Source organism: Sodalis sp. RH22 (genome assembly GCF_047324165.1).
In the GTDB taxonomy this organism is placed as follows: domain Bacteria; phylum Pseudomonadota; class Gammaproteobacteria; order Enterobacterales; family Enterobacteriaceae; genus Acerihabitans.
Genome location: NZ_CP178731.1, coordinates 2,491,055 through 2,514,203, shown reverse-complemented (window position 1 = coordinate 2,514,203; position 23,149 = coordinate 2,491,055). Strand labels below are relative to the sequence as shown.

General features: G+C 56.2%; 20 protein-coding genes and 1 other RNA gene. 15 read left to right on the top strand and 6 right to left on the bottom strand.

The features are described from left to right. Positions 1 to 767 precede the first annotated feature (767 nt). From tig to ACL2XN_RS11520, 8 genes are all read left to right on the top strand, one after another. The gene (tig, locus tag ACL2XN_RS11555; protein WP_410016188.1) at positions 768 to 2,072 is read left to right on the top strand and encodes a trigger factor; all 1,305 of its coding nucleotides are present in this window, start codon (positions 768 to 770) and stop codon (positions 2,070 to 2,072) included. Positions 2,073 to 2,484: 412 nt separating this feature from the next. Continuing rightward, on the top strand, positions 2,485 to 3,117 hold the full coding sequence (clpP, locus tag ACL2XN_RS11550) for an ATP-dependent Clp endopeptidase proteolytic subunit ClpP (RefSeq protein ID WP_413722258.1): 633 nt from the start codon (positions 2,485 to 2,487) through the stop codon (positions 3,115 to 3,117). Positions 3,118 to 3,258: 141 nt separating this feature from the next. Beyond that, a complete protein-coding gene (clpX, locus tag ACL2XN_RS11545; RefSeq protein WP_410016186.1) occupies positions 3,259 to 4,533 on the top strand; it encodes an ATP-dependent protease ATP-binding subunit ClpX in 1,275 nt (424 codons plus the stop codon). Positions 4,534 to 4,731: 198 nt separating this feature from the next. Further along, positions 4,732 to 7,092 carry an endopeptidase La gene (gene lon, locus ACL2XN_RS11540; protein WP_410016185.1) on the top strand — a complete coding sequence of 787 codons (2,361 nt, stop codon included), beginning with the start codon at positions 4,732 to 4,734 and terminating at the stop codon, positions 7,090 to 7,092. A gap of 212 nt (positions 7,093 to 7,304) precedes the next feature. After that, complete coding sequence (gene hupB / locus ACL2XN_RS11535; RefSeq protein WP_162367713.1) at positions 7,305 to 7,577, top strand: nucleoid-associated protein HU-beta; 273 nt, start codon at positions 7,305 to 7,307, stop codon at positions 7,575 to 7,577. 242 nt (positions 7,578 to 7,819) lie between these two features. Continuing rightward, entirely contained in the window at positions 7,820 to 9,700 is a 1,881-nt protein-coding gene (ppiD, locus tag ACL2XN_RS11530) for a peptidylprolyl isomerase (RefSeq protein WP_410016184.1), read from the top strand. Between the two features lie 196 nt (positions 9,701 to 9,896). After that, complete coding sequence (locus tag ACL2XN_RS11525; protein WP_413722259.1) at positions 9,897 to 10,487, top strand: ComEA family DNA-binding protein; 591 nt, start codon at positions 9,897 to 9,899, stop codon at positions 10,485 to 10,487. 171 nt (positions 10,488 to 10,658) lie between these two features. Next, positions 10,659 to 10,988, top strand: a complete 330-nt coding sequence (locus ACL2XN_RS11520; protein ID WP_413722260.1) for an Arc family DNA-binding protein — start codon at positions 10,659 to 10,661, stop codon at positions 10,986 to 10,988. 194 nt (positions 10,989 to 11,182) lie between these two features. Here ACL2XN_RS11520 and queC read toward each other — a convergent pair whose 3' ends face one another. Both queC and ACL2XN_RS11510 read right to left on the bottom strand, forming a co-directional pair. Beyond that, positions 11,183 to 11,884 (bottom strand): 7-cyano-7-deazaguanine synthase QueC, encoded by a 702-nt coding sequence (gene queC / locus ACL2XN_RS11515; protein ID WP_410016181.1) that lies wholly within the window; start codon positions 11,882 to 11,884, stop codon positions 11,183 to 11,185. A 72-nt stretch (positions 11,885 to 11,956) separates the two neighbouring features. Then, positions 11,957 to 12,997: a PLP-dependent cysteine synthase family protein gene (locus ACL2XN_RS11510; RefSeq protein ID WP_410016180.1), complete on the bottom strand. Its 1,041-nt coding sequence runs from the start codon at positions 12,995 to 12,997 to the stop codon at positions 11,957 to 11,959. 120 nt (positions 12,998 to 13,117) lie between these two features. Between ACL2XN_RS11510 and ACL2XN_RS11505 the strand changes: the two genes are divergently transcribed. The 5 genes from ACL2XN_RS11505 to amtB all read left to right on the top strand — a co-directional run bounded on the left by ACL2XN_RS11505 (position 13,118) and on the right by amtB (position 19,155). Then, a complete protein-coding gene (locus ACL2XN_RS11505; protein ID WP_413722261.1) occupies positions 13,118 to 13,573 on the top strand; it encodes an Lrp/AsnC family transcriptional regulator in 456 nt (151 codons plus the stop codon). Between the two features lie 51 nt (positions 13,574 to 13,624). Further along, positions 13,625 to 15,394 (top strand): SmdA family multidrug ABC transporter permease/ATP-binding protein, encoded by a 1,770-nt coding sequence (locus ACL2XN_RS11500; protein WP_413722262.1) that lies wholly within the window; start codon positions 13,625 to 13,627, stop codon positions 15,392 to 15,394. After that, positions 15,387 to 17,168 (top strand): SmdB family multidrug efflux ABC transporter permease/ATP-binding protein, encoded by a 1,782-nt coding sequence (locus tag ACL2XN_RS11495; protein ID WP_413730861.1) that lies wholly within the window; start codon positions 15,387 to 15,389, stop codon positions 17,166 to 17,168. The genes ACL2XN_RS11500 and ACL2XN_RS11495 overlap by 8 nt, the downstream gene beginning before the upstream one ends. 320 nt (positions 17,169 to 17,488) lie before the next feature. Further along, positions 17,489 to 17,827: a P-II family nitrogen regulator gene (gene glnK / locus ACL2XN_RS11490; protein ID WP_009639071.1), complete on the top strand. Its 339-nt coding sequence runs from the start codon at positions 17,489 to 17,491 to the stop codon at positions 17,825 to 17,827. Between the two features lie 41 nt (positions 17,828 to 17,868). Next, positions 17,869 to 19,155 (top strand): ammonium transporter AmtB, encoded by a 1,287-nt coding sequence (gene amtB, locus ACL2XN_RS11485; protein WP_410016176.1) that lies wholly within the window; start codon positions 17,869 to 17,871, stop codon positions 19,153 to 19,155. A 106-nt stretch (positions 19,156 to 19,261) separates the two neighbouring features. Here the strand turns inward: amtB and tesB are convergent, their stop codons facing one another. Continuing rightward, positions 19,262 to 20,125, bottom strand: a complete 864-nt coding sequence (gene tesB / locus ACL2XN_RS11480; RefSeq protein ID WP_410016175.1) for an acyl-CoA thioesterase II — start codon at positions 20,123 to 20,125, stop codon at positions 19,262 to 19,264. A 267-nt stretch (positions 20,126 to 20,392) separates the two neighbouring features. Between tesB and ACL2XN_RS11475 the strand changes: the two genes are divergently transcribed. Next, positions 20,393 to 20,953: a YbaY family lipoprotein gene (locus ACL2XN_RS11475; RefSeq protein ID WP_410016174.1), complete on the top strand. Its 561-nt coding sequence runs from the start codon at positions 20,393 to 20,395 to the stop codon at positions 20,951 to 20,953. 268 nt (positions 20,954 to 21,221) lie between these two features. Here the strand turns inward: ACL2XN_RS11475 and ACL2XN_RS11470 are convergent, their stop codons facing one another. Beyond that, complete coding sequence (locus tag ACL2XN_RS11470; RefSeq protein WP_410016173.1) at positions 21,222 to 21,536, bottom strand: MGMT family protein; 315 nt, start codon at positions 21,534 to 21,536, stop codon at positions 21,222 to 21,224. Positions 21,537 to 21,739: 203 nt separating this feature from the next. On the opposite strand from ACL2XN_RS11470, the gene ffs reads away from it, so the two are divergent. After that, an RNA gene (ffs, locus tag ACL2XN_RS11465) (signal recognition particle sRNA small type) lies at positions 21,740 to 21,836 on the top strand. A gap of 468 nt (positions 21,837 to 22,304) precedes the next feature. On the opposite strand, the gene ACL2XN_RS11460 is transcribed toward ffs, so the two are convergent. Continuing rightward, positions 22,305 to 22,508 carry an HHA domain-containing protein gene (locus ACL2XN_RS11460; RefSeq protein ID WP_162367725.1) on the bottom strand — a complete coding sequence of 68 codons (204 nt, stop codon included), beginning with the start codon at positions 22,506 to 22,508 and terminating at the stop codon, positions 22,305 to 22,307. Positions 22,509 to 22,554: 46 nt separating this feature from the next. After that, positions 22,555 to 22,914 (bottom strand): Hha toxicity modulator TomB, encoded by a 360-nt coding sequence (gene tomB / locus ACL2XN_RS11455; RefSeq protein WP_162367726.1) that lies wholly within the window; start codon positions 22,912 to 22,914, stop codon positions 22,555 to 22,557. Positions 22,915 to 23,149 lie beyond the last annotated feature (235 nt).

Genomic DNA, 23,149 nt, shown 5'->3' with positions numbered 1-23,149 from the left:
CATTGGCACGGTCTCCCTTGAACACGTCTGCTTTAGGAACGGTGTTGGCGGGCATACCGCGCCATGGGGCGCTCGGTCGGGCGGGAACACCACGCCCGATTCGACCCCATCGGCATGCTCTCCCTCAAACACGCCGTGATTCGCTGCGGTGTTGGCGGGCCTGGCATGCCGTGGGGCGCTCGGTCGGGCGGGATAACACGCCCGATTCGACCCCATTGGCACGGTCTCCCTTAACACGTCTGCTTTGAGCGCGGTGTTGGCGGGCATACCGCGCCATGGGGCGCTCGGTCGGGCGGGAACACCACGCCCGATTCGACCCCATTGGCACGGTCTCCCTTGAACACGTCTGCTTTAGGAACGGTGTTGGCGGGCATACCGCGCCATGGGGCGCTCGGTCGGGCGGGAACACCACGCCCGATTCGACCCCATCGGCATGCTCTCCCTTAAACACGCCGTGATTCGCTGCGGTGTCGGCGGGCCTGGCATACCGCGGCGTCCGGTTTTTTTGAATTCTGTGCGCCATGGCGCTCTGTATGCGGCAATTTTCGCACTGTTCTCGACTCATAAACTCTATGCCGCTATAATGCCGCGTCTTATATTTCCGGAATGTATTCGGGATGCTTCTGACGACGACGGGGAACAGGTATCTGTTCACTCAGACCTCCCGGTTCTCAGAGGCCATTTTCACGTCAGTGGACCTGGATGACCGCTTCTTTGAAAACGGCTTCTGGCGTTGACCGAGCACTGTGATTTTTTGAGGTAACAAGATGCAAGTTTCTGTTGAGACCACTGAAGGCCTGGGGCGTCGTGTAACAATTACCGTTGCCGCCGACAGCATAGAGCAAGCGGTAAAAAGCGAATTGGTGAATGTCGCCAAGAAAGTTCGCATCGACGGCTTCCGTAAAGGTAAAGTCCCCATGAACATCGTTGCGCAGCGTTACGGCATGTCGGTACGTCAGGACGTACTCGGCGATGTTATGCAGCGCAACTTCGTCGACGCCATTATCCAGGAAAAGATCAATCCGGTTGGCGCGCCCAGCTATATACCCGGCGAGTACAAGGCCGGCGAAGATTTCACCTTCAGCGTAGAGTTTGAAGTCTATCCGGAAGTGGAGCTGAAAGGCCTGGACGCCATTGAAGTCGAAAAGCCGATCGTGGAAGTTAACGACGCCGACGTCGACCAGATGCTGGAAACCCTGCGCAAGCAGCAGGCGGACTGGAAAGAAAGCGATGCCGCCGCGACAGCGGAAGATCGCGTCACCGTTGATTTCTCCGGTACCATCGACGGTGAAGAATTCGACGGCGGCAAGGCCAGCGATTTTGTCCTGGCAATGGGACAGGGCCGCATGATTCCCGGCTTTGAAGAGGGCGTTGTCGGCCATAAAGCCGGCGAGTCTTTTGATATCGACGTCAATTTCCCGGAAGATTACCACGCGGAAAATCTGAAAGGCAAAGCGGCCAAATTCTCGATAGTGTTGAAAAAAGTCGAAGTGCGCGAGCTGCCTGAACTGACCGAAGAGTTTATTAAACGTTTCGGCGTGGCCGACGGTTCCATCGAAGGCCTGCGCGCGGAAGTGCGTAAGAACATGGAACGCGAACTGAAAAACGCCGTGCGCAACCGCGTGAAGAACCAGGTGATCGACGGCCTGATCAACGCTAACGAAATCGATGTGCCGGCCAAGCTTATCGACGGCGAAATCGACGTGCTGCGCCGCCAGGCGGCACAGCGCTTCGGCGGTAATGAAAAGCAGGCGCTGGAGCTGCCGCGCGAATTGTTTGAAGAACAGGCGAAACGCCGCGTGCGCGTAGGCTTGCTGTTGGGCGAGGTTATCCAGACCAATGAGCTGAAGGCGGACGATTCACGGGTGAAAACCCTGATAGAGGAAATGGCCTCCGCTTATGAAGACCCGCGCGAAGTGATTGAGTTTTACGCAAAAAATCAGGAAATGATGAATAATATGCGTAACGTCGCTTTGGAAGAACAGGCGGTTGAAGCCCTGCTGGCCAAGGCCAAAGTGGTTGAAAAACCCACCACGTTCACCGAACTGATGAATCAGCCGACCGCGGCCTGATAAACGACCGGCCCAACGTATTCCCGGCCGGTCGATGTGTTTGTCATTAAAAGCCCGCCATCAACCGATGGCGGGCTTTTTGTTGGTTTGTGCTTCACGATGATAACTTTCAGTAATTAACGCTATATTAAAAGAGGATGCGATGCTAAAACTGGATTGGCGCCGCGCCGCGCCGGCAAGACAATAACGAAAACCGTTAAAGAAAATGCGGCGGGCGCTTGAAAAGGGACGTTTCATACCCCAATTAGCTATATAGATGGGATTATAAAGCCCAGACAATGATACGTCCCTGGCTGATTACATCCGTCCGACACCAAGGCGGCCCGACGGCTTGAGCATGGCGATCGCGCTTCATCTCAAGTAGAATCGGAAAATATAAAGACGCCGAGCGAATTTTATCTAGGAGACGATAATGTCATACAGTGGCGAAATAGAACAACAAGCACCCCATATGGCCCTGGTGCCGATGGTGGTTGAGCAGACTTCACGCGGTGAGCGTTCATACGATATCTTTTCCCGCCTGCTGAAAGAACGCATCATTTTCATGACCGGCCAGGTTGAAGATCATATGGCCAATCTGATCGTGGCGCAGATGCTGTTCCTGGAAGCGGAAAACCCGGAAAAAGACATTTATCTGTATATCAATTCACCGGGCGGCGTGATTACCGCCGGCATGTCGATTTACGACACCATGCAGTTTATCAAACCGGACGTCAGCACGTTCTGTATGGGACAGGCCGCGTCCATGGGCGCGTTTTTGCTGACCGCTGGCGCCAAGGGCAAACGTTTCTGCATGCCGAACTCGCGGGTGATGATCCATCAGCCGTTGGGCGGTTTCCAGGGCCAGGCCACGGATATCGAGATTCATGCCCGGGAGATCCTCAAGGTCAAGGCGCGCATGAACGAACTGATGGCCAAACATACCGGCCGCTCTCTTGAGTCGATAGAAAAAGATACGGAACGCGATCGTTTCCTCTCCGCCGAAGAGGCGGTAGACTACGGTTTGGTTGATTCCATATTAAGCAAACGCGATTTGACGGCGTAATTCTGAATACCGATAGACTATAGTTACAGTATTGAGTCATTCGAGTAGACTAACACCACTCAAACGCCGGTTTTACGTTAAGCAGTCGCGTTGCCGCCGTGGTTGGCCTGCGGGACAAAGACTAGAGAAAGAGGTTTACTGATGACAGATAAGCGCAAAGACGGTTCAGGAAAGCTGCTGTATTGCTCTTTCTGCGGTAAAAGCCAGCATGAGGTGCGTAAGCTGATCGCAGGGCCGTCAGTGTATATCTGCGACGAATGTGTCGATTTATGCAATGACATTATTCGCGAAGAGATCAAAGAGGTGGCTCCGCATCGCGAACGCAGCGCTCTGCCGACGCCCCATGAAATTCGCCATCACCTGGACGATTACGTTATCGGCCAGGAAAAAGCCAAAAAAGTGTTGGCGGTGGCGGTGTACAACCACTACAAACGCCTGCGTAACGGTGATACCACTAATGGCATTGAGCTCGGCAAGAGCAATATCCTGCTGATAGGCCCCACCGGCAGCGGTAAAACGCTGCTGGCGGAGACGCTGGCGCGCTTCCTGGATGTGCCCTTTACCATGGCGGATGCCACCACCCTGACCGAAGCGGGTTATGTCGGCGAGGACGTGGAAAACATCATCCAGAAACTGCTGCAAAAATGCGATTACGATGTGCAGAAGGCGCAGCGCGGTATCGTCTATATTGATGAAATCGATAAGATCTCACGCAAATCGGACAATCCGTCGATTACGCGCGATGTGTCCGGCGAGGGCGTGCAACAGGCGCTGCTGAAACTGATCGAAGGCACCATCGCCGCCGTTCCGCCCCAGGGCGGACGCAAGCATCCGCAGCAGGAATTCCTGCAGGTGGACACGTCCAAGATCCTGTTTATCTGCGGCGGCGCGTTCGCCGGCCTGGACAAGGTGATTGAGCAGCGTGTGGATACCGGGCGCGGCATTGGTTTTAGCGCCACGGTTAAAGGCAGCGCCCAGAAGGCGTCCGAAGGCCAGTTGTTGACGAAGGTCGAGCCGGAAGATCTGATTAAATTCGGTTTGATTCCTGAATTTATCGGCCGTCTGCCGGTGCTGGCCACGCTGAATGAACTGAGCGAGGACGCGCTGATTCAAATCCTGAAAGAGCCGAAGAACGCGCTGACCAAGCAATACCAGGCGTTGTTCAATCTGGAAGGCGTGGAGCTGGAATTCCGCGACGAAGCCCTAACGGCTATCGCCAGGAAAGCCATGGCGCGCAAAACCGGCGCCCGCGGCCTGCGTTCCATAGTGGAAGGCGCGCTGCTTGAAACGATGTATGAACTGCCTTCGCAGGACAGCGTCGAGAAAGTGGTGATCGACGAAGCGGTAATTGAAGGCCAGTCGGAACCCTTGCTGATTTATGGTAAACATGAAACCCAGCAGGCGTCCGGTGAATAATCCATCAGTTGAATGATGATATTCGGCAAAAAGTAAAAAAGTGGGGGATTCCGTCCCCCATTTGTTTTTCCGTTATCCCGGCTGTTGAATGTAAAAGATTCGCCCCCATATACTCAATTACCTATTTGTTGAAACTGGCAACGGCCGAGTTTTGCGAATCCCCTAAACCTGGCGGAAGCTAAACTAAGAGAGAGCTCTATGAATGCTGAGCGTTCCGAACGCATAGAAATCCCCGTATTGCCTCTGCGCGATGTGGTGGTCTATCCGCATATGGTCATCCCGTTGTTTGTCGGGCGGGAGAAATCGATTCGGTGCCTTGAAGCAGCCATGGATAGCGACAAAAAAATCATGCTGGTGGCGCAGAAGGAAGCCTCTACGGATGAACCGGGTATCAACGATCTCTTTTCAGTCGGGACCGTCTCTTCGATTCTCCAGATGCTGAAGCTACCCGACGGTACGGTTAAAGTACTGGTCGAGGGGTTGCAGCGCGCCCGCATAACCACTTTGTCCGATAGCGGCGAGCATTTTGCCGCCCAGGCTGAATATTTTGCCACGCCCGAAATCGATGAGCGCGAACAGGAAGTCCTGGTGCGCACCGCGATTAATCAGTTTGAAGGCTATATCAAGCTGAATAAAAAAATTCCGCCCGAGGTGCTGACATCGTTGAACAGCATCGATGATGCCGCGCGCCTGGCCGATACCATCGCCGCCCATATGCCGCTCAAATTAAGCGACAAGCAGTCGGTGCTGGAAATGGCGGACGTTACCGAGCGGCTGGAATACCTGATGGCGATGATGGAATCGGAAATCGATCTCCTGCAGGTCGAAAAACGTATCCGCAATCGCGTCAAGAAACAGATGGAAAAAAGCCAGCGCGAGTACTATCTGAATGAGCAAATGAAAGCCATCCAGAAAGAGCTGGGCGAAATGGACGACGCGCCGGATGAAAACGAAGCGCTGAAACGCAAGATTGAAGCGGCAAAAATGCCGAAAGAGGCGCGGGAAAAAACCGAAGCCGAACTGCAAAAATTGAAAATGATGTCGCCGATGTCCGCCGAGGCCACGGTGGTGCGCGGTTATATCGACTGGATGCTGTCGGTGCCCTGGCATACCCGCACCAAGGTCAAGAAAGATCTGGTCAAGGCACAAGAAGTGCTGGATAAGGATCATTATGGCCTTGAACGGGTCAAGGACCGCATTCTCGAATATTTGGCGGTGCAAAGCCGGGTCAGCAAGATAAAAGGGCCGATCCTGTGCCTAGTAGGACCGCCGGGGGTGGGTAAGACCTCGCTCGGACAGTCGATTGCCAAGGCCACCGGGCGCGAGTACGTGCGCATGGCATTGGGCGGCGTGCGCGATGAAGCGGAAATTCGCGGTCACCGTCGCACCTATATAGGCTCCATGCCGGGTAAGCTTATCCAGAAAATGTCCAAGGTCGGCGTAAAAAATCCGCTGTTCCTGCTCGACGAAATCGACAAGATGTCGTCGGATATGCGCGGCGATCCGGCTTCCGCCCTGCTGGAGGTGCTGGATCCCGAGCAAAACGTGGCGTTCAACGATCACTATCTGGAAGTGGATTACGATCTCTCCGATGTGATGTTCGTCGCGACGTCCAACTCGATGAATATCCCGGCGCCGCTGCTCGATCGTATGGAAGTGATCCGGCTGTCAGGCTATACCGAAGATGAAAAGCTGAATATCGCCCGCGAACACCTGCTGCAAAAACAGCTCGATCGCAACGCGTTGAAGGCAGGCGAATTAACCATCGACGACAGCGCCCTGGTGGGCATTATCCGTTATTACACCCGTGAAGCGGGCGTGCGTAACCTGGAACGTGAAATCTCCAAGTTATGCCGTAAAGCGGTTAAGACGCTGTTAATGGATAAAAGCGTCAAGCATATCCATATCGACGGCGACAACCTTAAGGATTACCTGGGCGTCCAACGCTTCGACTACGGCCGCGCCGAGGGCGAGAATCGGGTGGGGCAGGTTACCGGCCTGGCCTGGACCGAAGTGGGCGGCGAACTGCTGACCATAGAAACCGCGTGCGTGCCGGGAAAGGGGAAATTAACCTATACCGGATCGCTTGGCGAAGTGATGCAGGAATCCATCCAGGCGGCGCTGACCGTGGTGCGCTCAAGGGCGGATAAGCTGGGCATTAATAACGATTTCTACGAGAAACGCGATATTCATGTCCATGTGCCGGAAGGCGCAACGCCGAAAGACGGCCCCAGCGCCGGTATCGCCATGTGTACCGCCCTGGTGTCCTGCCTGACCGGCAATCCGGTGAAAGCCAATGTGGCCATGACCGGCGAAATCACCCTGCGCGGGCTGGTATTGCCGATCGGCGGATTGAAGGAAAAACTGCTGGCGGCGCATCGCGGCGGCATCAAGACCGTGTTAATCCCTTACGAGAATAAACGCGATCTGGAAGATATGCCGGCAAATGTGATCAACGATATGGATATCCACCCCGTGCAACGGATTGACGAGGTCTTGACCCTGGCCTTGCAGAATGCGCCTTTTGGCATGGAAATCGCCACCGCGGCGGCAAAATAAGCGCGTAAAGTAACATATACCGCTAAAAAACGGGCTGGCAGGTGAAATCCCACTTGCCAGCCTTTTTTTGTACCGTTAAGTTAGGTAGCTGGCGGCTCTGGTCGGTATCCGGCTTTGGCTTGCCATGCTATAACAGGCTTGATATAACAGCTGCGCTGTCGCGTTTAAGGAAAATTCCGCCGCGACGAGAGAATTCAAGAGGGGATGAAAGAGTGAATAAGTCACAACTGATCGACAAGATTGCCGCAGGTGCTGATATTTCCAAAGCGGCTGCCGGACGTGCATTGGATGCCATTATTGGTTCCGTTACCGAAACGCTGCAACAGGGAGATGATGTTGCGCTGGTGGGTTTCGGCACCTTTACGGTGCGAGCGCGTGCCGCCCGTACCGGCCGTAATCCTCAAACCGGTAAAGAAATAAGTATCCCGGCTGCCAAAGTACCCGGTTTCCGTGCCGGCAAAGGATTGAAAGACGCTGTCAACTGATTGTTGCACCGCTGTTTTTCGCGTCAAACTATTACCTGACGCAGGGGAACGGGTAGGGTAGAATACAAGGCGCATCTTTTTTGATGTGCCTTTTTTGTTTTTATTTTTCCCTGACAGTTGCGCATTTCGGTTGTCAGAGGAATAGCTTTAGCGCGCAGCAGCTCTCGGAGCTACGGCATGAAGGCGGATCTTACTGCCGGCGCAAAGGTTTCATTCATATTACAGCGGAGTGTTGTCACACTATGATGGACAATTTACGCGCGGCCGCCAATCACGTCGTGCTCAAAATTATTCTGGCCATTGTCGCCATTTCATTCGTGCTGACCGGGGTAGGCAACTATCTGATTGGCGGCGGCGGGGATTACGCCGCGAAGGTGAACGGCCAGCAAATCAGCCGTGCCCAGCTGGAACAGGCGGTGCAAAACGAGCGCAACCGCCAGCAGGAGTCGCTGGGGGACAGTTTCTCGGCCCTGGCCGCCAACGAAGGCTACATGCTCCAGATGCGCCGCCAGGTGCTGTCGCAGCTGATTGATGAGACCCTGCTGGACCAATATGCGCAAACCCTGGGGCTTGCCGTTAGCGATCAACAGGTCAAGGAGGCGATTTTCGCCATCCCGGCGTTTCGCACCAACAACAATTTCGACAATGAAAAATACCGCTCAATCATCGCCAGCATGGGATTGACGCCGGATCAGTATGCGCAGCTGATGCGCAAGCAGCTATTGACGCAGCAGTTGATCCAGGGGCTCGGCGGCACCGGTTTCCTGCTGCCGGAAGAGACCAACCGGCTGATGGCGCTGGCCATCCAGGAGCGTCAGGCGCGCCTGGCGACGCTTGATATCAACGCGCTGCTCGCCGGGCAAACCGCTTCCCCGGAAGAGATCCAGAACCACTATAACCTGAATAAAAACACCTATGTCCAGCCCGAGTCGTTCAAAGTGTCCTATATCGCCCTGGATGCCGCCTCGATGCAGGCGAAAACCACGGTGAGCGAACCGGAAATCCAGGCCTACTACGACCAGCATAAAGACCAGTTCTCACAGCCGGCGCGTAAACGTTACGCCATAATCCAGAGCAAAACCGATGCCGACGCCCAGGCTATCCTGGCGCAACTGCAAAAAGGCGCCGATTTCGCCGCCCTGGCCAAACAACGCTCCACCGACATTATTTCCGCGAAAAACGGCGGTGATATCGGCTGGATGGACGCTGACGCCACGGTGGACGAGCTCAAACAGGCCAACCTGACCGATAAGGGCCAATTGTCCGGCGTGATCACCTCCTCGGTGGGCTTCCTGGTGGCGAAACTGACCGATATCCAGCCGGAGCAGGTGAAGCCGCTGGCCGAGGTGCACGACGGCGTAGCGGCGAAAGTGAAACAGGAAAAAGCCATCGACGCGTATTACGCCTTGCAGCAAAAGGTCAGCGACGCGGCCAGCAACGATAACGAATCCCTGGCGTCGGCCGAAACGGCCGCGGGCGTCAAGGCGGTGCAGACCGACTGGTTTACCCGCGACAGCGTACCGGAAGCGTTGAACGCCGATGCCGTGAAACAGGTGCTTTTCGGCGGTTCGCTGCTGGGCGTCAACGGCGCTCCCGGCAACAATTCCGATGTAATCACCGTCGACGGCGACCGGGCTTTCGTCCTGCGCCTGGCCGAGCATAAACCGGAAAGCACCAAGCCTCTGGACGCGGTGCGCGCCCAGGTGGAAAACCAGGTGAAACGCCAAAAGGCGCTGCAACAGGCCCGCATCGACGCCGAAAAAATTCTGGCGGCGCTCAAGCAGGGTAAGGGCGCCGAGGCGATGAAAGCCGCCGGCCTGAGCTTCGGCGAGGTGAAAACCTTTGACTCGACGCGGCAGAACGATCGTTTGACCCAGGCTATCTTCACGTTGCCGCATCCCCAGCCGAACGCCTCCTCCTACGGCATGTCGGAGGATGAACAGGGCAATATCGTCCTGGTGGCGCTCGATAAGGTCGCGCCGCGCCAGCTTGATGAGCAGCAGCGCGGCCAGGTGGTCAGCCAGCTTAGCCAGGGCATGACCGGCGTGACGTTCGACGCGCTGCTCAATAACCTGCGTACCGAAGCCAAGATCAAGATGGGCACCGGCGCGCAAATGCAATAACGCTCATAAAAATACTGAACATAGTGTAATGACCAAAGGCCGCTTTCGCGGCCTTTTGCATGGTTCAATTTCCCTGGTTGCCGTGGTAATACCCTTAAGGCAACCTGCCTGCCGTGCCGGTATCTCACGGCATAACGTGTGGTTATCCACGACCCAAGGCAAGCAATCACAAGGACGTCATGTTATGAAAACTCCAATGAAACGTACTCTGAGCCTGGTGTTACTGACCAGCCTGTTCGCCCTTTCGGGCATCGCCTGGTGTTCGGTGGCGGACGGGGATAAATCCGGCGATGCCGTTGTCGTCAGCCATGACGGCGCAGGGGAAAAAGCCGCTAAGGTTCCGGCGGACGGCGGCGGTGCTAGCGACGGCATCATCAAGGTCATCGGCGCCACGGAGCACGGCGACACCAGCGACAGCGGCAGTGAGGGCGACAGCGCGGCCACCACCCTGTCCGCAGCGGCGACCACGCCGCCCGTATCCGGCGAAGCGGCCAAAGAAGACGCCGCCGAACCGGCCGCAGGCCAGGACGCGACGCAAACGGCGTCGGATACCGAAGATAAAAGCACCCAAACGGATGACTTCGGCGATGAAAAAATCAATATCAATACCGCGTCGGCTGAGGACATGGTGAGCGCGCTGAAAGGCATCGGGCCTAAAAAGGCGCAGGCCATTATCGACTACCGCGAGGCTAAGGGACCCTTTACCCATACCGACCAGTTGAAAGAAGTCAAAGGCATCGGCCCATCCACGTTCTCGCAAATCAAAGAGTTAATCATCGTGGAATAAAACAGGGGATCAATACTGACATGCCGGCCGGGTTTCAGCGCCAGGGGAAAATGTTTTCCAGCGCCGACCCCCGGCCACAGGCGATGCGCCAATATTAAATTTTTATGACAGTGTGGACATCGGGCCGTATCTTTCCTAAGTTAGTGACTCTTCTATCAATAGGAAAGCACTATGAGTGAGACAGCTAATTTAACGATTAAATTGCCTCTCGAGCTAAAGGAAAAATTGAAGTCCTTGGCCGCGAGTAAAAGCGTTTCCATGAGTGCGGAAATCAGCGCAAGGCTAGAGCGCAGCCTGGACGGCACGATTGAGGATGACGTTGAAGGCGGGGTCGAGGCAAAGCGCCACGCTAAAAACGCGGCACACAAAGAGCATGTCGCCGCCGATGTTGATAATCAACATACCGAAGAACTTACCGAGCAGCCTTTTACCACCGGTGAAGTAAAAAAGCTGCGCGCGTTACTGAATGCCAACACTAAAAAAAAATCAAAGAAAAAATAGCCAGAGGCCATTTGACCGGGCCGTCGAGTTAACTGCGGTCATAACATAACGTTATTTGTGAATCAGAGGGGAAGATATACCCTCTGATACCAACGCCTGTCTTCAATCCATCAGTCTGCCCACCTCACCTTGTTCCCGCACCATGGCGCCACAGCCGCTAACGACGGCAAAGACTGGGCGCGCGGGTAGCATGATTATGGCAGCGACGTTTTGGCTTTCATCGCCGCCATGACCCTTTCCCGATGCTGCTGATAGTCGGCCAGGCCCTTGGCGCGCAGATGGCACGCCGCGCAGGTGCCGCAACCATCCCCTTTGATGCCGTTATAGCAGGTCAGCGTTTCCTGACGCACCAAATCCAATTGCCGGTAATAATCGGCCAGCGCCCAGGTTTCGGCTTTATTCAGCCACATCAGCGGGGTGGCGAAGCGAATGTCGCGGGCCATGCCCAGGATGACGGCATTGTTCAGCGCCTTGACGAACTCATCGCGGCAGTCGGGATAACCGGAAAAATCCGTTTCACACACGCCGGTAATGACCGTTTGCGCCCCCACCTGATAGGCATAAATGGCCGCCAGGGTGAGGAACAAAATATTACGGCCCGGCACAAAGGTGCTGGGCAAGGCGTCGCCGCCGGCGCCAGGGTCAAACGCGGGCACCGGAATATTCTCCCGGGTCAGGCTGCTGACCGCCAGATCATTTAACAAACCGGCGTCGATGACTTTGTGCGCGCGGGCGCCCAGCTTGAGCGCCAGGGCGCGCGCTATGTCGATTTCAGCCCGGTGCCGCTGGCCGTAATCAAACGTAACGCAGTGCACCTCGTCATAGTGCGTTAAGGCCTGGATCAGGCAGGTGGTTGAATCCTGCCCGCCGCTAAAAACCACCACCGCTTGTGTCATTGTATTACTCAATTTAAGGAGCCACGGCCCTTATGGTAACGCCTCCGTGGCCATTTGGCATCTTTCCCGCACTTAGAGGGCCGTCAATGTATCCTGCCAGGGACTCAGGTCGCCGATATGTTCACGTACCCACTCCATCTGATAATAGGTGTCATGGTAGCGTTCCCCGCCGTCGCACAATATCGTAACGATGGCGCCTTGCCTTCCTTCGGCGCGCATCCTGACGGCCAGTTGCAGCGCGCCCCACATATTGGTACCGGTGGACGCCCCCACCCGGCGGCCGAGGATAGGCTCGAGCCAGTAAAGGGTGGCGATGGTGGCGGCGTCGGGTACCTGGATCATTTCATCAATCACATCGGCAATAAACGACGGCTCCACGCGCGGCCGGCCGATGCCTTCGATCCGGCTGGCTATGCTTGCGGTGAGCGCGGCGTCCCGGTGATGAAAATATTCAGCAAAGACGGAATTCTCCGGATCGACCACCACCAGCCGGGTGTTATGACCCTGGTAGCGAATATAGCGCCCGAGGGTGGCCGACGTGCCGCCGGTGCCGGCGCTCATAACAATATAATCGGGTTCCGGGCAGGGCTCCTGCGCCATCTGGCGAAAAATGCTTTCCGCTATATTATTGTTGCCGCGCCAGTCGGTGGCGCGCTCCGCGTAGGTAAACTGATCCATATAATGGCCGTTTAACTCATGGGCCAGGGCTTTGGCTTCGTCATAGATCATGGCGCTATGCCCGACAAAATGGCAGCGGCCGCCGTAAAAAGTAATCTGTTCAATTTTACGTTTAGCCGTGCATTCCGGCATGACGGCAATAAAAGGCAAGCCGAGCAGCCGGGCGAAATAGGCCTCCGAAACCGCCGTGCTGCCTGACGAGGCCTCGATAATGGTGGTGCCCTGCTTTATCCAGCCGTTGCACAAGCCGTATAAAAACAGCGAGCGGGCCAGCCGATGTTTTAGGCTGCCCGAGGGATGGGTGCTTTCATCTTTCAGATAGAAAAAAATGCCCGGAAACGCCGGCAGCTGAAACCGTATTAAATGCGTATCGGCGGAGCGCTGGAAATCAGACTGGATTTCGCTGATGGCCTGTTTCACCCAGGGCGCGGTCATAATAATTATCCTTAATGCGGAAGGGGGGGTTCACAGCATAGCGGGGATGAAGAAAAAATAAGTTGCCTTTTTCACTCGATTAACGTGTGATAAGAGAAATATTTTCTCCAAAAGATACTTATGCTAGATAAAACTGACCGCACGTTACTCTCATTGCTGCAGCAAGACTGTACGCTTTCGCTTCAGACGCTGGCGGATGCGGTCAACCTGACCTCCACACCATGCTGGAAACGTCTTAAACGTCTCGAGGAAACCGGTATCGTGCGCGCTAAGGTGGCGCTGCTGGATAATGAAAAGCTGGGGTTGGCCTTGACCGCCTTTGTGCTGATTAAAACACAGCAGCATAATAGCGACTGGTATCAGGCCTTTGTGGCGCAGGTTAAAGGAATGCCGGAAGTGCTGGCCTTTTATCGCATGGCCGGCGAGTATGATTACCTGATGCAGGTGGTGGCGAGCGATATGAAGAGCTACGACAACTTTTATAAGCGGCTGGTGAACGGCGTGCCTGGCCTCATCGATGTGACCTCGAGTTTTGCCATGGAACAAATCAAAAATACCACCGTATTGCCGTTATAATTTATCTTTCGCTGCGGCGGGTCACTTTCAATAGGTTTGGAATAAAACTGCGTGAGATTATTTGCACAATTAGGTTGGTATTTTCGCCGCGAATGGCGACGTTATCTGGGGTCGGTCTTATTGTTGATCATTATCGCCATACTGCAACTGATCCCGCCCAGACTGGTCGGGGTTATCGTGGACGGCGTGACGGAGCATCGGGCCTCCACGCGGATGATCATGATGTGGCTGGGCGTCATGGCGTTTACCGCCGTGCTGGTATACCTGCTGCGCTACGTATGGCGTGTGCTGCTGTTCGGCGCCTCTTATAAGCTGGCGGTGGAGCTGCGCGCCCGTTTTTATCATTTGCTCAGCCATCAACTGCCGGGTTTTTATCTGCGCCACCGCACCGGCGATCTGATGGCGCGCGCCACCAACGACGTGGACCGGGTGGTATTCGCCGCCGGGGAAGGGGTGCTGACCCTGGTGGACTCGCTGGTGATGGGCCTGTCGGTGCTGGTGGTGATGAGCGTGCAGATAAGCTGGCAGCTTACCCTGCTGTCGCTGCTGCCGATGCCGGTCATGGCGCTGCTGATTAAACACAATGGCGATGAGCTGCACCGGCGGTTTAAAACCGCCCAGGCGGCGTTTTCGTCACTCAATAACCAAACGCAGGAAAGCCTTACCGGCATCCGCATGATCAAGGCCTTCGGTCTGGAGGGATACCAGTCGGAGCGGTTTGTGCAGGTGGCCGCCGACGCCGGCGCAAAAAATATGCGCGTGGCGCGCATTGACGCGCGTTTCGATCCCACCATTTACCTGACCGTCGGCTTTTCTAACCTGCTGGCCATCGGGGGCGGCAGTTGGATGGTGATGAACGATCTGCTGACGCTTGGGCAGTTAACCAGCTTTATTATGTATCTGGGCCTGATGATTTGGCCGATGCTGGCATTAGCCTGGATGTTTAATATTGTCGAGCGGGGCAGCGCCGCCTATAGCCGGATCCGCCAAACGCTGGACGAGGCTCCTCAGGTCAGGGACGGTAAGGAAATGCTTCCCCCCGGACGCGGCGTCCTTGAGGTTGACGTCGACAGCTTCAGCTATCCGCACACGCCGCAGCCGACATTGAATAATATCCATTTGCGGCTGGCGCCGGGACGGGTGCTGGGTATCTGCGGCCCGACCGGCGCCGGTAAAAGCACGCTGTTATCGCTGCTGCAGCGGCATTTTGACGTGACCCGGGGCGAGATCCGTTTCCACGGTATGTCCCTTGCCGATGTCTCCCTTGATCAGTGGCATAGCCGCCTGGCGGTGGTCAGCCAGACGCCGTTTTTATTTTCCGATAGCGTGGCGCGTAATATCGCCCTCGGCCGGCCGGACGCCACCCGGGAGCAAATCGAGCGGGCGGCGACCCTTGCCTGCGTGCATGAGGATATCCTGCGGCTGCCGCAGGGCTATGAAACCGAAGTGGGCGAGCGGGGCGTGATGCTGTCCGGCGGGCAAAAACAGCGTCTGTCCATTGCCCGCGCCCTGCTGCTGGAGGCGGAAATCCTGATATTCGACGACGCGCTCTCCGCCGTGGACGGGCGTACCGAACATACCATCTTGCGCAATCTCAGGCAGTGGGGCGAGGGACGTACCCTGATCATTACCGCCCACCGGCTGTCGGCGCTGAATGCGGCCGATGAAATCGTCGTGCTGCGCCACGGCACCCTTGCCCAGCGGGGCGAACATCAGCATCTGCTGCAGGAAGAGGGCTGGTATCGGGATATGTTCCGCTACCAGCAGTTGGAAGCAGCGCTCAGCGCCGATCCGGACGGGCAGGAGGCGGCCGATGCGTAAATGGCAAACCCTGTGGCCGACGCTGAAACGGCTGCTGGCCTACAGCCGGCCTTACCGCAAACCGCTGACGCTGGCGGTGGTCATGCTGTGGCTGGCGGCCGGCGCGGAAGTCGCCGGCCCGGTGGTGATCAGCTTTTTTATCGACCGGGTCGTACCGCTGAAAACCTTTCCGCCGCTGCTGGTGACCGGGCTGGCGCTGGGTTATATCGCCCTGCAGATGGTGTCCGCGTCCCTGCGCTACTACCAAGCACTGCTGTTCAACCAAACGGCGCTCGACGTGGTGCAGCAACTGCGCACCGAGGTAATGGACGCCGCGCTGCGCCAGCCGCTGAGCGCCTTTGATACCCAGCCGGTGGGCCAGCTTATCTCGCGGGTGACCAATGATACCGAGGTGGTCAAGGATCTTTACGTCACGGTGATGGCGACGGTGCTGCGCTGTATCGCCCTGGTGGGCGCCATGCTTATTGCGATGTTTATGCTGGACTGGCGCATGGCCGCCATTTCGATGGTGATCTTCCCCGTGGTGGCGCTGGTAATGACGGTGTATCAGCATTTCAGCACCCCGATCGTGCGTCGCCTGCGCGCCTATCTGGCGGATATCAACAATGGCTTTAATGAAGCGATAAGCGGCATGAGCGTCATCCAGCAGTTTCGCCAGCAGGGGCGTTTCGGCCAACGGCTGGCGCAAGCCAGCCACGCCCATTACCTGGCGCGGATGCAGACCCTGAGGCTTGAGGGCTTTTTGCTGCGCCCGCTCCTGAGCCTGCTGTCGGCGTTGGTATTATGCGGGCTGCTGATGCTGTTTAGCTTCAGCCCGGCGGGCACCGTCGGGGTCGGGGTACTGTATGCCTTTATCAATTATCTCGGCCGCTTAAATGAGCCGCTGATTGAACTGACCACCCAGCAATCGATGCTGCAGCAGGCCGTGGTGGCGGGCGAGCGCATCTTTGAACTGATGGACGGCGACCGGCAGCAGTACGGCGACGACGACCGGCCCTTGAGCAGCGGACGTATTGATATTCGCGACCTCAGCTTTTCCTACCGCGATGCCACGCCGGTATTGCGGCATATTTCCCTGTCGGTGCCATCCCGGCGCTTTATCGCGCTGGTGGGGCATACCGGCAGCGGTAAAAGCACCCTGGCTAATTTAATGATGGGCTATTATCCCATCAGCGAGGGCGCGCTGTTGCTCGACGGCCGGCCCATCGCCAGCCTGTCGCACCGGGTGCTCAGACAAGGCGTCGCCATCGTCCAGCAGGACCCGGTGGTCATGGCGGACACTGTATTCACCAATATTACCCTGGGGCGTGATATCAGCGAATCCAGGGCCTGGCATGCCCTGGAACAGGTGCAACTGGCGGAACTGGTCAGATCCATGCCGGGCGGCATCCACGCCGGCCTCGGCGAGCAGGGCAATACCCTGTCGGTCGGGCAAAAACAGCTGCTGGCCATGGCCAGGGTTCTGGTCCTCACTCCGCAAATCCTGATCCTCGACGAGGCCACCGCCAATATCGACTCCGGCACCGAGCAGGCGATCCAGCGGGCGTTGGCGGCTATCCGCCACCAGACCACCCTGGTGGTTATCGCGCACCGCTTATCCACCATCGTCGAGGCTGACGAAATTCTGGTGCTCCACCGTGGCGAAGCGGTGGAGCGGGGCTCCCACGAGGCGTTGTTAACGCAGCGGGGCCGCTATTTCCAGATGTATCAACTGCAGCAGGCCGGCAGGGCGCTCGCCGCCGACGTCAGGGTGGCCGGCGCGGGGCACGGCTGACGATGTGCGACGGATGTGCCGCCCGTGGGTAGCCGCGGATAAGCATGCTGGGCGCTTAAGCGCAGCGCGCACCGGGATTGAGCATCCCGGCGCCGATATTCCCCTTTCTGCACCGTAATCTGGCGTAGCGCACTAATACAGTGCGCCTCGCTGGTGTATTTTTGCGCGTCGCCGGAGCCAATGCTGCGCCTGAGGCGGGTTTTGCTGTATCGGCGGGCGTCCAACGGTAAATTTCTATTTCAAAACATTTGTGGCACATGCTTTGCTTTACTCAGGCGTAGCGATCGCGAGTTCAGATCCAAATTCTTGAGGGGGAACATATGAAGCTGGTAACCGTGGTGATTAAACCATTTAAATTAGAAGACGTGCGAGAAGCGCTTTCTGCTGTGGGCATTCAAGGGCTGACGGTCACCGAGGTCAAAGGCTTTGGACGGCAAAAGGGCCATGCAGAGCTGTATCGCGGGGCCGAATACAGCGTTAATTTCCTGCCCAAGGTAAAAATTGATATCGCCATTGCCGACGATCAGCTAGATGAAGTTATCGATGTCATCAGTAAAGCGGCGTATACCGGAAAGATCGGCGACGGCAAGATTTTTGTTGCTGAGCTACAACGGGTCATCCGGATTCGTACCGGAGAGACCGACGAAGCAGCACTTTAACGACACACACGCGCGAATTTTGTGGATAGGGATGAATGAAAATGAAGAAACTTGTCTCATTGACCAGCCTCGGCGCAGTAGCATTGTTGCCGACATGGGCCATGGCCGCAGCGCCTGTTGCTGACAAGGCCGATAACGCTTTTATGATGATAAGCACCGCTTTGGTGCTGTTTATGACTTTACCGGGGATTGCCTTGTTTTACGGCGGCCTGCTGCGCGCCAAAAACGTGCTGTCGATGTTGACCCAGGTTGCGGTCACCTTCGCCATGGTCTGCGTGCTGTGGCTGATTTACGGTTACTCCCTGGCCTTTAGCGAGGGCAATCCGTTTTTCGGCGGGTTCGGTTGGACCATGTTGAAGAATATTGAGCTGACGGCGCTGACCGGTACGTTCTATCAACTGATCCACGTCGCGTTTCAATGTTCGTTTGCCTGTATTACCGTCGGTCTGATTGTCGGCGCCCTGGCGGAACGTATTCGTTTCTCCGCGGTGCTGATTTTTGTGCTGGTATGGCTGACCTTTTCCTACCTGCCGATGGCGCATATGGTTTGGGCAGGCGGTTATCTGGCGGCGCAGGGCGCGCTGGACTTCGCCGGGGGTACTGTCGTTCATATCAATGCGGCGAGTGCCGGTTTGGTGGGTGCCTATATGCTGGGCAAACGCTCAGGTTTCGGCAAGGAAGCGTTTAAGCCGCATAACCTGCCGATGGTCTTTACCGGTACCGCGATCCTGTATGTCGGCTGGTTCGGCTTCAACGCCGGTTCCGCCAGCGCCGCCAACGAAATTGCCGCACTGGCTTTCCTCAATACCGTCATGGCTACCGCCGGCGCCATCCTGTCCTGGGTGTTTGTTGAGTGGATGCTGCGCGGCAAGCCTTCCTTGCTGGGCGCCTGCTCCGGTTGTATCGCCGGTCTGGTCGCCATCACTCCTGCCGCCGGCACCGTCGGCGTCGGTGGCGCACTGGTCATTGGCTTGGTGGGCGGCGTAGCCGGGCTTTGGGGTGTGGTTGCCCTGAAAAAATGGCTGCGGGTGGATGATGTCTGCGACGTATTCGGCGTGCACGGCGTGTGCGGTATCGTAGGCTGCCTGCTGACCGGCGTATTCACTTCCGCCTCGCTCGGCGGCGTGGGTTACGCTCAGGGTGTTACCATGGGGCACCAGCTCTGGGTTCAGCTGTTCAGCGTGATCGTCTGTCTGGTCTGGTCCGGCGTCGTGGCCTTTATTGGCTTCAAGATTGCCGATATGGTGGTGGGTCTGCGTGTGTCCGAAGAACAGGAACGCGAAGGCCTGGACGTCAACAGCCATGGCGAAAATGCCTATAACGAATAATTTTCTATGCAGCGCCGGGGCACGATAACCGGCCATGGAAAATCAGCAGGGGCGATTTATCGCCCCTGTTTTCATTTGCGCAAAGCGCCGGGCGGGCCGGGTGGGTTCACACCCCATGGTGCCGCATCACGCCTTCCTGCGCCGTCGAGGCTACCAGCACCCCGTCGCGGCGGAAAATCTGTCCGCGCACAAATCCCCGCGCGCCGGACGCCGAAGGGCTTTCTATCGCATATAACAGCCAATCGTCAAAACGAAAAGGGCGATGGAACCACATCGAATGATCAATGGTGGCGATTTGCACCCCGGGCTCAAGAAACCCCACGCCATGCGGCTGGAGCGCTGTGGGCAGGAAGTTAAAATCGGACGCGTAGCCCAGCAGGAATTGATGGCATTCACGATCATCCGGCAGTGTGCCCGCAGCCCGCAGCCAAACATAACGCACGGGTTTTTCCACGGCGCCTTTAAACGGGTTATGGAAAACAACCGGACGCATTTCTATCGGCTTTTCACCGGTCAGTTTTCGCCGCAGCGGCTCGGGCAGACCGGCGGCCAGCGGCAGCGCGATATCCCGCTCCGAGGGCAACCCCTCGGGGGCGGGCACCTGGGGCATCGGGCTTTGGTGCTCAAAGCCCGTTTCTTCCGCCTGAAACGAGGCCGTCAGGTAAAATATCGGCAGGCCCTGCTGAATGGCGCTGACATGACGGGCGCTGAAACTGTTGCCATCGCGCAGCTCGGCCACCTGATAGACAATGGGCAAGCTGACGTCGCCGGGGCGTAAAAAATAGCTGTGAAAGGAATGGACATGCCGCGCCGGGGGGACCGTCTGCCGTGCGGCGTACAAAGCCTGGGCCACCACCTGCCCGCCGAAGACCCGCGGCAGGCCCAAATCCTCGCTTTGACCGCGAAAAAGGCCTTCCTCCAGCTTTTCCAGGGTGATCAGATTCAATAGATGATCGATTTTACGGGTCATAACTACGCTCCAGTAACCAGGGTCTTCACTGCGGGTAAACGCATGACGGGTGCCGGCATAGCGTCGGGGCGCCGAACCTCCCAGGCCGGCCATGACAGCCCGCTTTAATGAGCATAACCGCAAACGTGTCCGGTGCGAATGCAACCGACAGGAAAATATCAGGATTCTGTGCCATGATTAAATCATTAGGTGGTTCAGCCACCAAGACTTCACCGCCGCTTGGTATCGGTGAAATGATGAGCTAATAATAAGAAGGAGAGATAAATCATGAAACTCTGGCAAGTAGTAGGTGGCGCTGCGCTAGCGGTCACCTTGGCGGGATGCGCTGATAAAGGCCATCAGGTGGCTACCCCGGCGTTCAAAACCCCGGGCACCGCTGAACAAGCCGAAGCGTTAAGGCAACCCAGCGTTTCCGGCACCGTTTGGATCAGGCAACGGATCGCATTGCCTCCCGACGCGGTATTGACCGTAACGCTGTCCGATGCCTCGATAAGCGATACGCCGTCTACCGTCATTGCGCAACGTGTGGTACGCACGGAAGGTAAGCAGGCGCCGTTCAGCTTTGTGTTGCCGTTTAATCCGGCGCAAATACAGCCCAATGCGCGCATCCTGCTAAGCGCGGCGATTACCGTCGATGGCCGGTTAATGTTTATTACCGAGCAGGTGAAGACGGTTATCAACAACGGCGGCACCAAACAGGATCTGACGCTGGTGCCGGTGGAAGCCGTGGCCATGCCGACACGCGCCGCGGCGGCATCTACCGTGCCGCTGACCTCTCCCACCCAGGTGGCGCCGGCCAGCAGTGTTCCCGCGCCTAACCAGTTGTAAGGTCTCTTGGGATGGTGCTAAACGCCGCGGTGTTGGCGGCGTTTATGCCGGCTAAAGCGTCGCGTGCGTGGGCACAACGGCTGGAGACGTTACTGAACAACACTGAACAACGCCTCTGGTGGCGATAGGTTGAGTGTCTCACAGGGAGGTGAGACGCGCTCACGCCCTAGCGCCATGGCGACAAATCATCATCCCCGCCAGGACTAAGGTATTTAACGTGTCGCGGCCTCTCCTCTCCCTGGCCCGCTGTTCCAGCCTGGCCGGCGTTTTACAAGACCCAGCGATAGCGGGACAAGTCGATATTTCCGCCGCGCCCGAATTCCACGCCCTCCGCTTCCAGGGCGGTTCTCTGCCGTTCATAATCTTCGCCCGCCAGTGAAATGCCGCCGTGCCGGTTGACCACCCGATGCCATGGCAGGCGGCTACCCGCGGGCAACCGGCTCAGTATGCCCCCGACCTGCCTGGCGGCGCGCGGAGATCCCGCCAGCCGGGCCACATCGCCATAGGTGGCAATGTGGCCGGAAGGAATGGCGGCGACAATCTGGAATACCCGCTGGCGAAACGTATCAATTGGTTCATTCATCGTATGGCACAGAATTCATTAAGCCCAAGGCAGCATATTGGCATAACCCGGCAGGGTCAAAAAGGATTTAAAATAGGACAGGGCCACGGCGCGGATGGCGATTGCCCAAGAAAACAGCGCTTGGCGCGTATCGGCTTGCAATTGCGCGGGGCATCATTGATAATGCCCCGCGCTCGGGAAAAACGAGCCGTCAATGGAGGCCCCGTTGGTGCTCCCGCAACACTAACTTGTGAACTCGGTCAGGTCCGGAAGGAAGCAGCCGTAGCAGGCGACGTGTGTGCCGGGATGTTGCTGGCGGGGCCTCCACCCAATCAAACGCCCCACCATTATTCTCCCATTTTTCATCAATGCTTCTTTATGGATGCCAGGTCCGCTGTTTTTTCAACCAGCCGCCGTTATTAATTAGTCGATAGCCCGGGCCAATAGGATGTTCTATGGCGCTTGTCGATGAAATAACGTCCGTTGATATATTGCCGGGAAAAATTAAAGGATGGAATACCTTGCATAATAGCGTCTATTAAAATAAAGCACTGGCTATCCGGCATTACGCCGTGATAGCTGCTATGGCATATTTATTCGTGTTTTTATTACCAATCCAGGGCATACCCGGGGCGCGTCAACACGCATAAGAGCGCACGTTTACACTTGGGGAGCGCGATAATCTGCGTCACAACACGGAATAGCCGGTGATAAAAAAGGAGTGATAAATACACCTATATGAACATAAATTTTTATTAATGTTGATATTAAGTATCACTTAATGGCTGTTTAACGAACATACTTCCAGACCGATACCGGAACTTTATCATAGAGTTTGTCCATGGTCAGTTCCGCGAGACGATGGTCGGCCGCAGAGTTGAATATCTCCAGTTCGTCGTCGGACAGTTCATATTTGTTTTTCTCTATCACCCGCTCCAGCGTCTCCAGGGTTCTGCATTTGCGTAACCGCATTAAATAATCGATCTTGTTCATATTGGCCTTTTGGGTTCTCTCATATGTTAAAATATCATTTACTATTTCAGGAAATACAGAGTTCAGTCTCTGAGAAAGTTCCGAATAGCCGTGAACGGCTTTTGCGCCACCGTTGCACATCCAGATTATTGATACCGTAGCTGCTAAATAAGGTAAAAGTATCGTCCAGGAAGGTTTCTACATGATCGACCAAATCGCTTTCATTATGATGTTTAAGCTTAAAAATGACCACATAAGATGCAATATGGTCGATTAATTCATTCATCTGTAAATTAATCGCCGATGCCGGGTCATTAACCCACCCATGGTAGCTATCGCCCAAACTGGCAATGCCCTCATCATACAGATTGCCACAGAGGTATTTAAGCTGTGCTATATCATGTCGTTTGGGTGAATACTCATCCATATCAGCCCTCCTAACGCTAAACAAATTACCGTCATCTTTAAGATGGGATTGAGGCACGCCCACGTATCATCGGCGTTCCCGCGCCCTATTTAAAGATAGAAGATTTTATGCAGTTTGGCACTATCAGCTTACATTATCTTACCGTCATATCCTATTGCAATTTCATTAACACTAATTGCACAAACGGTGAAAGCCTGTGGGCGACGATGGTTACCAGCAGTCAACGTGGTGGTGA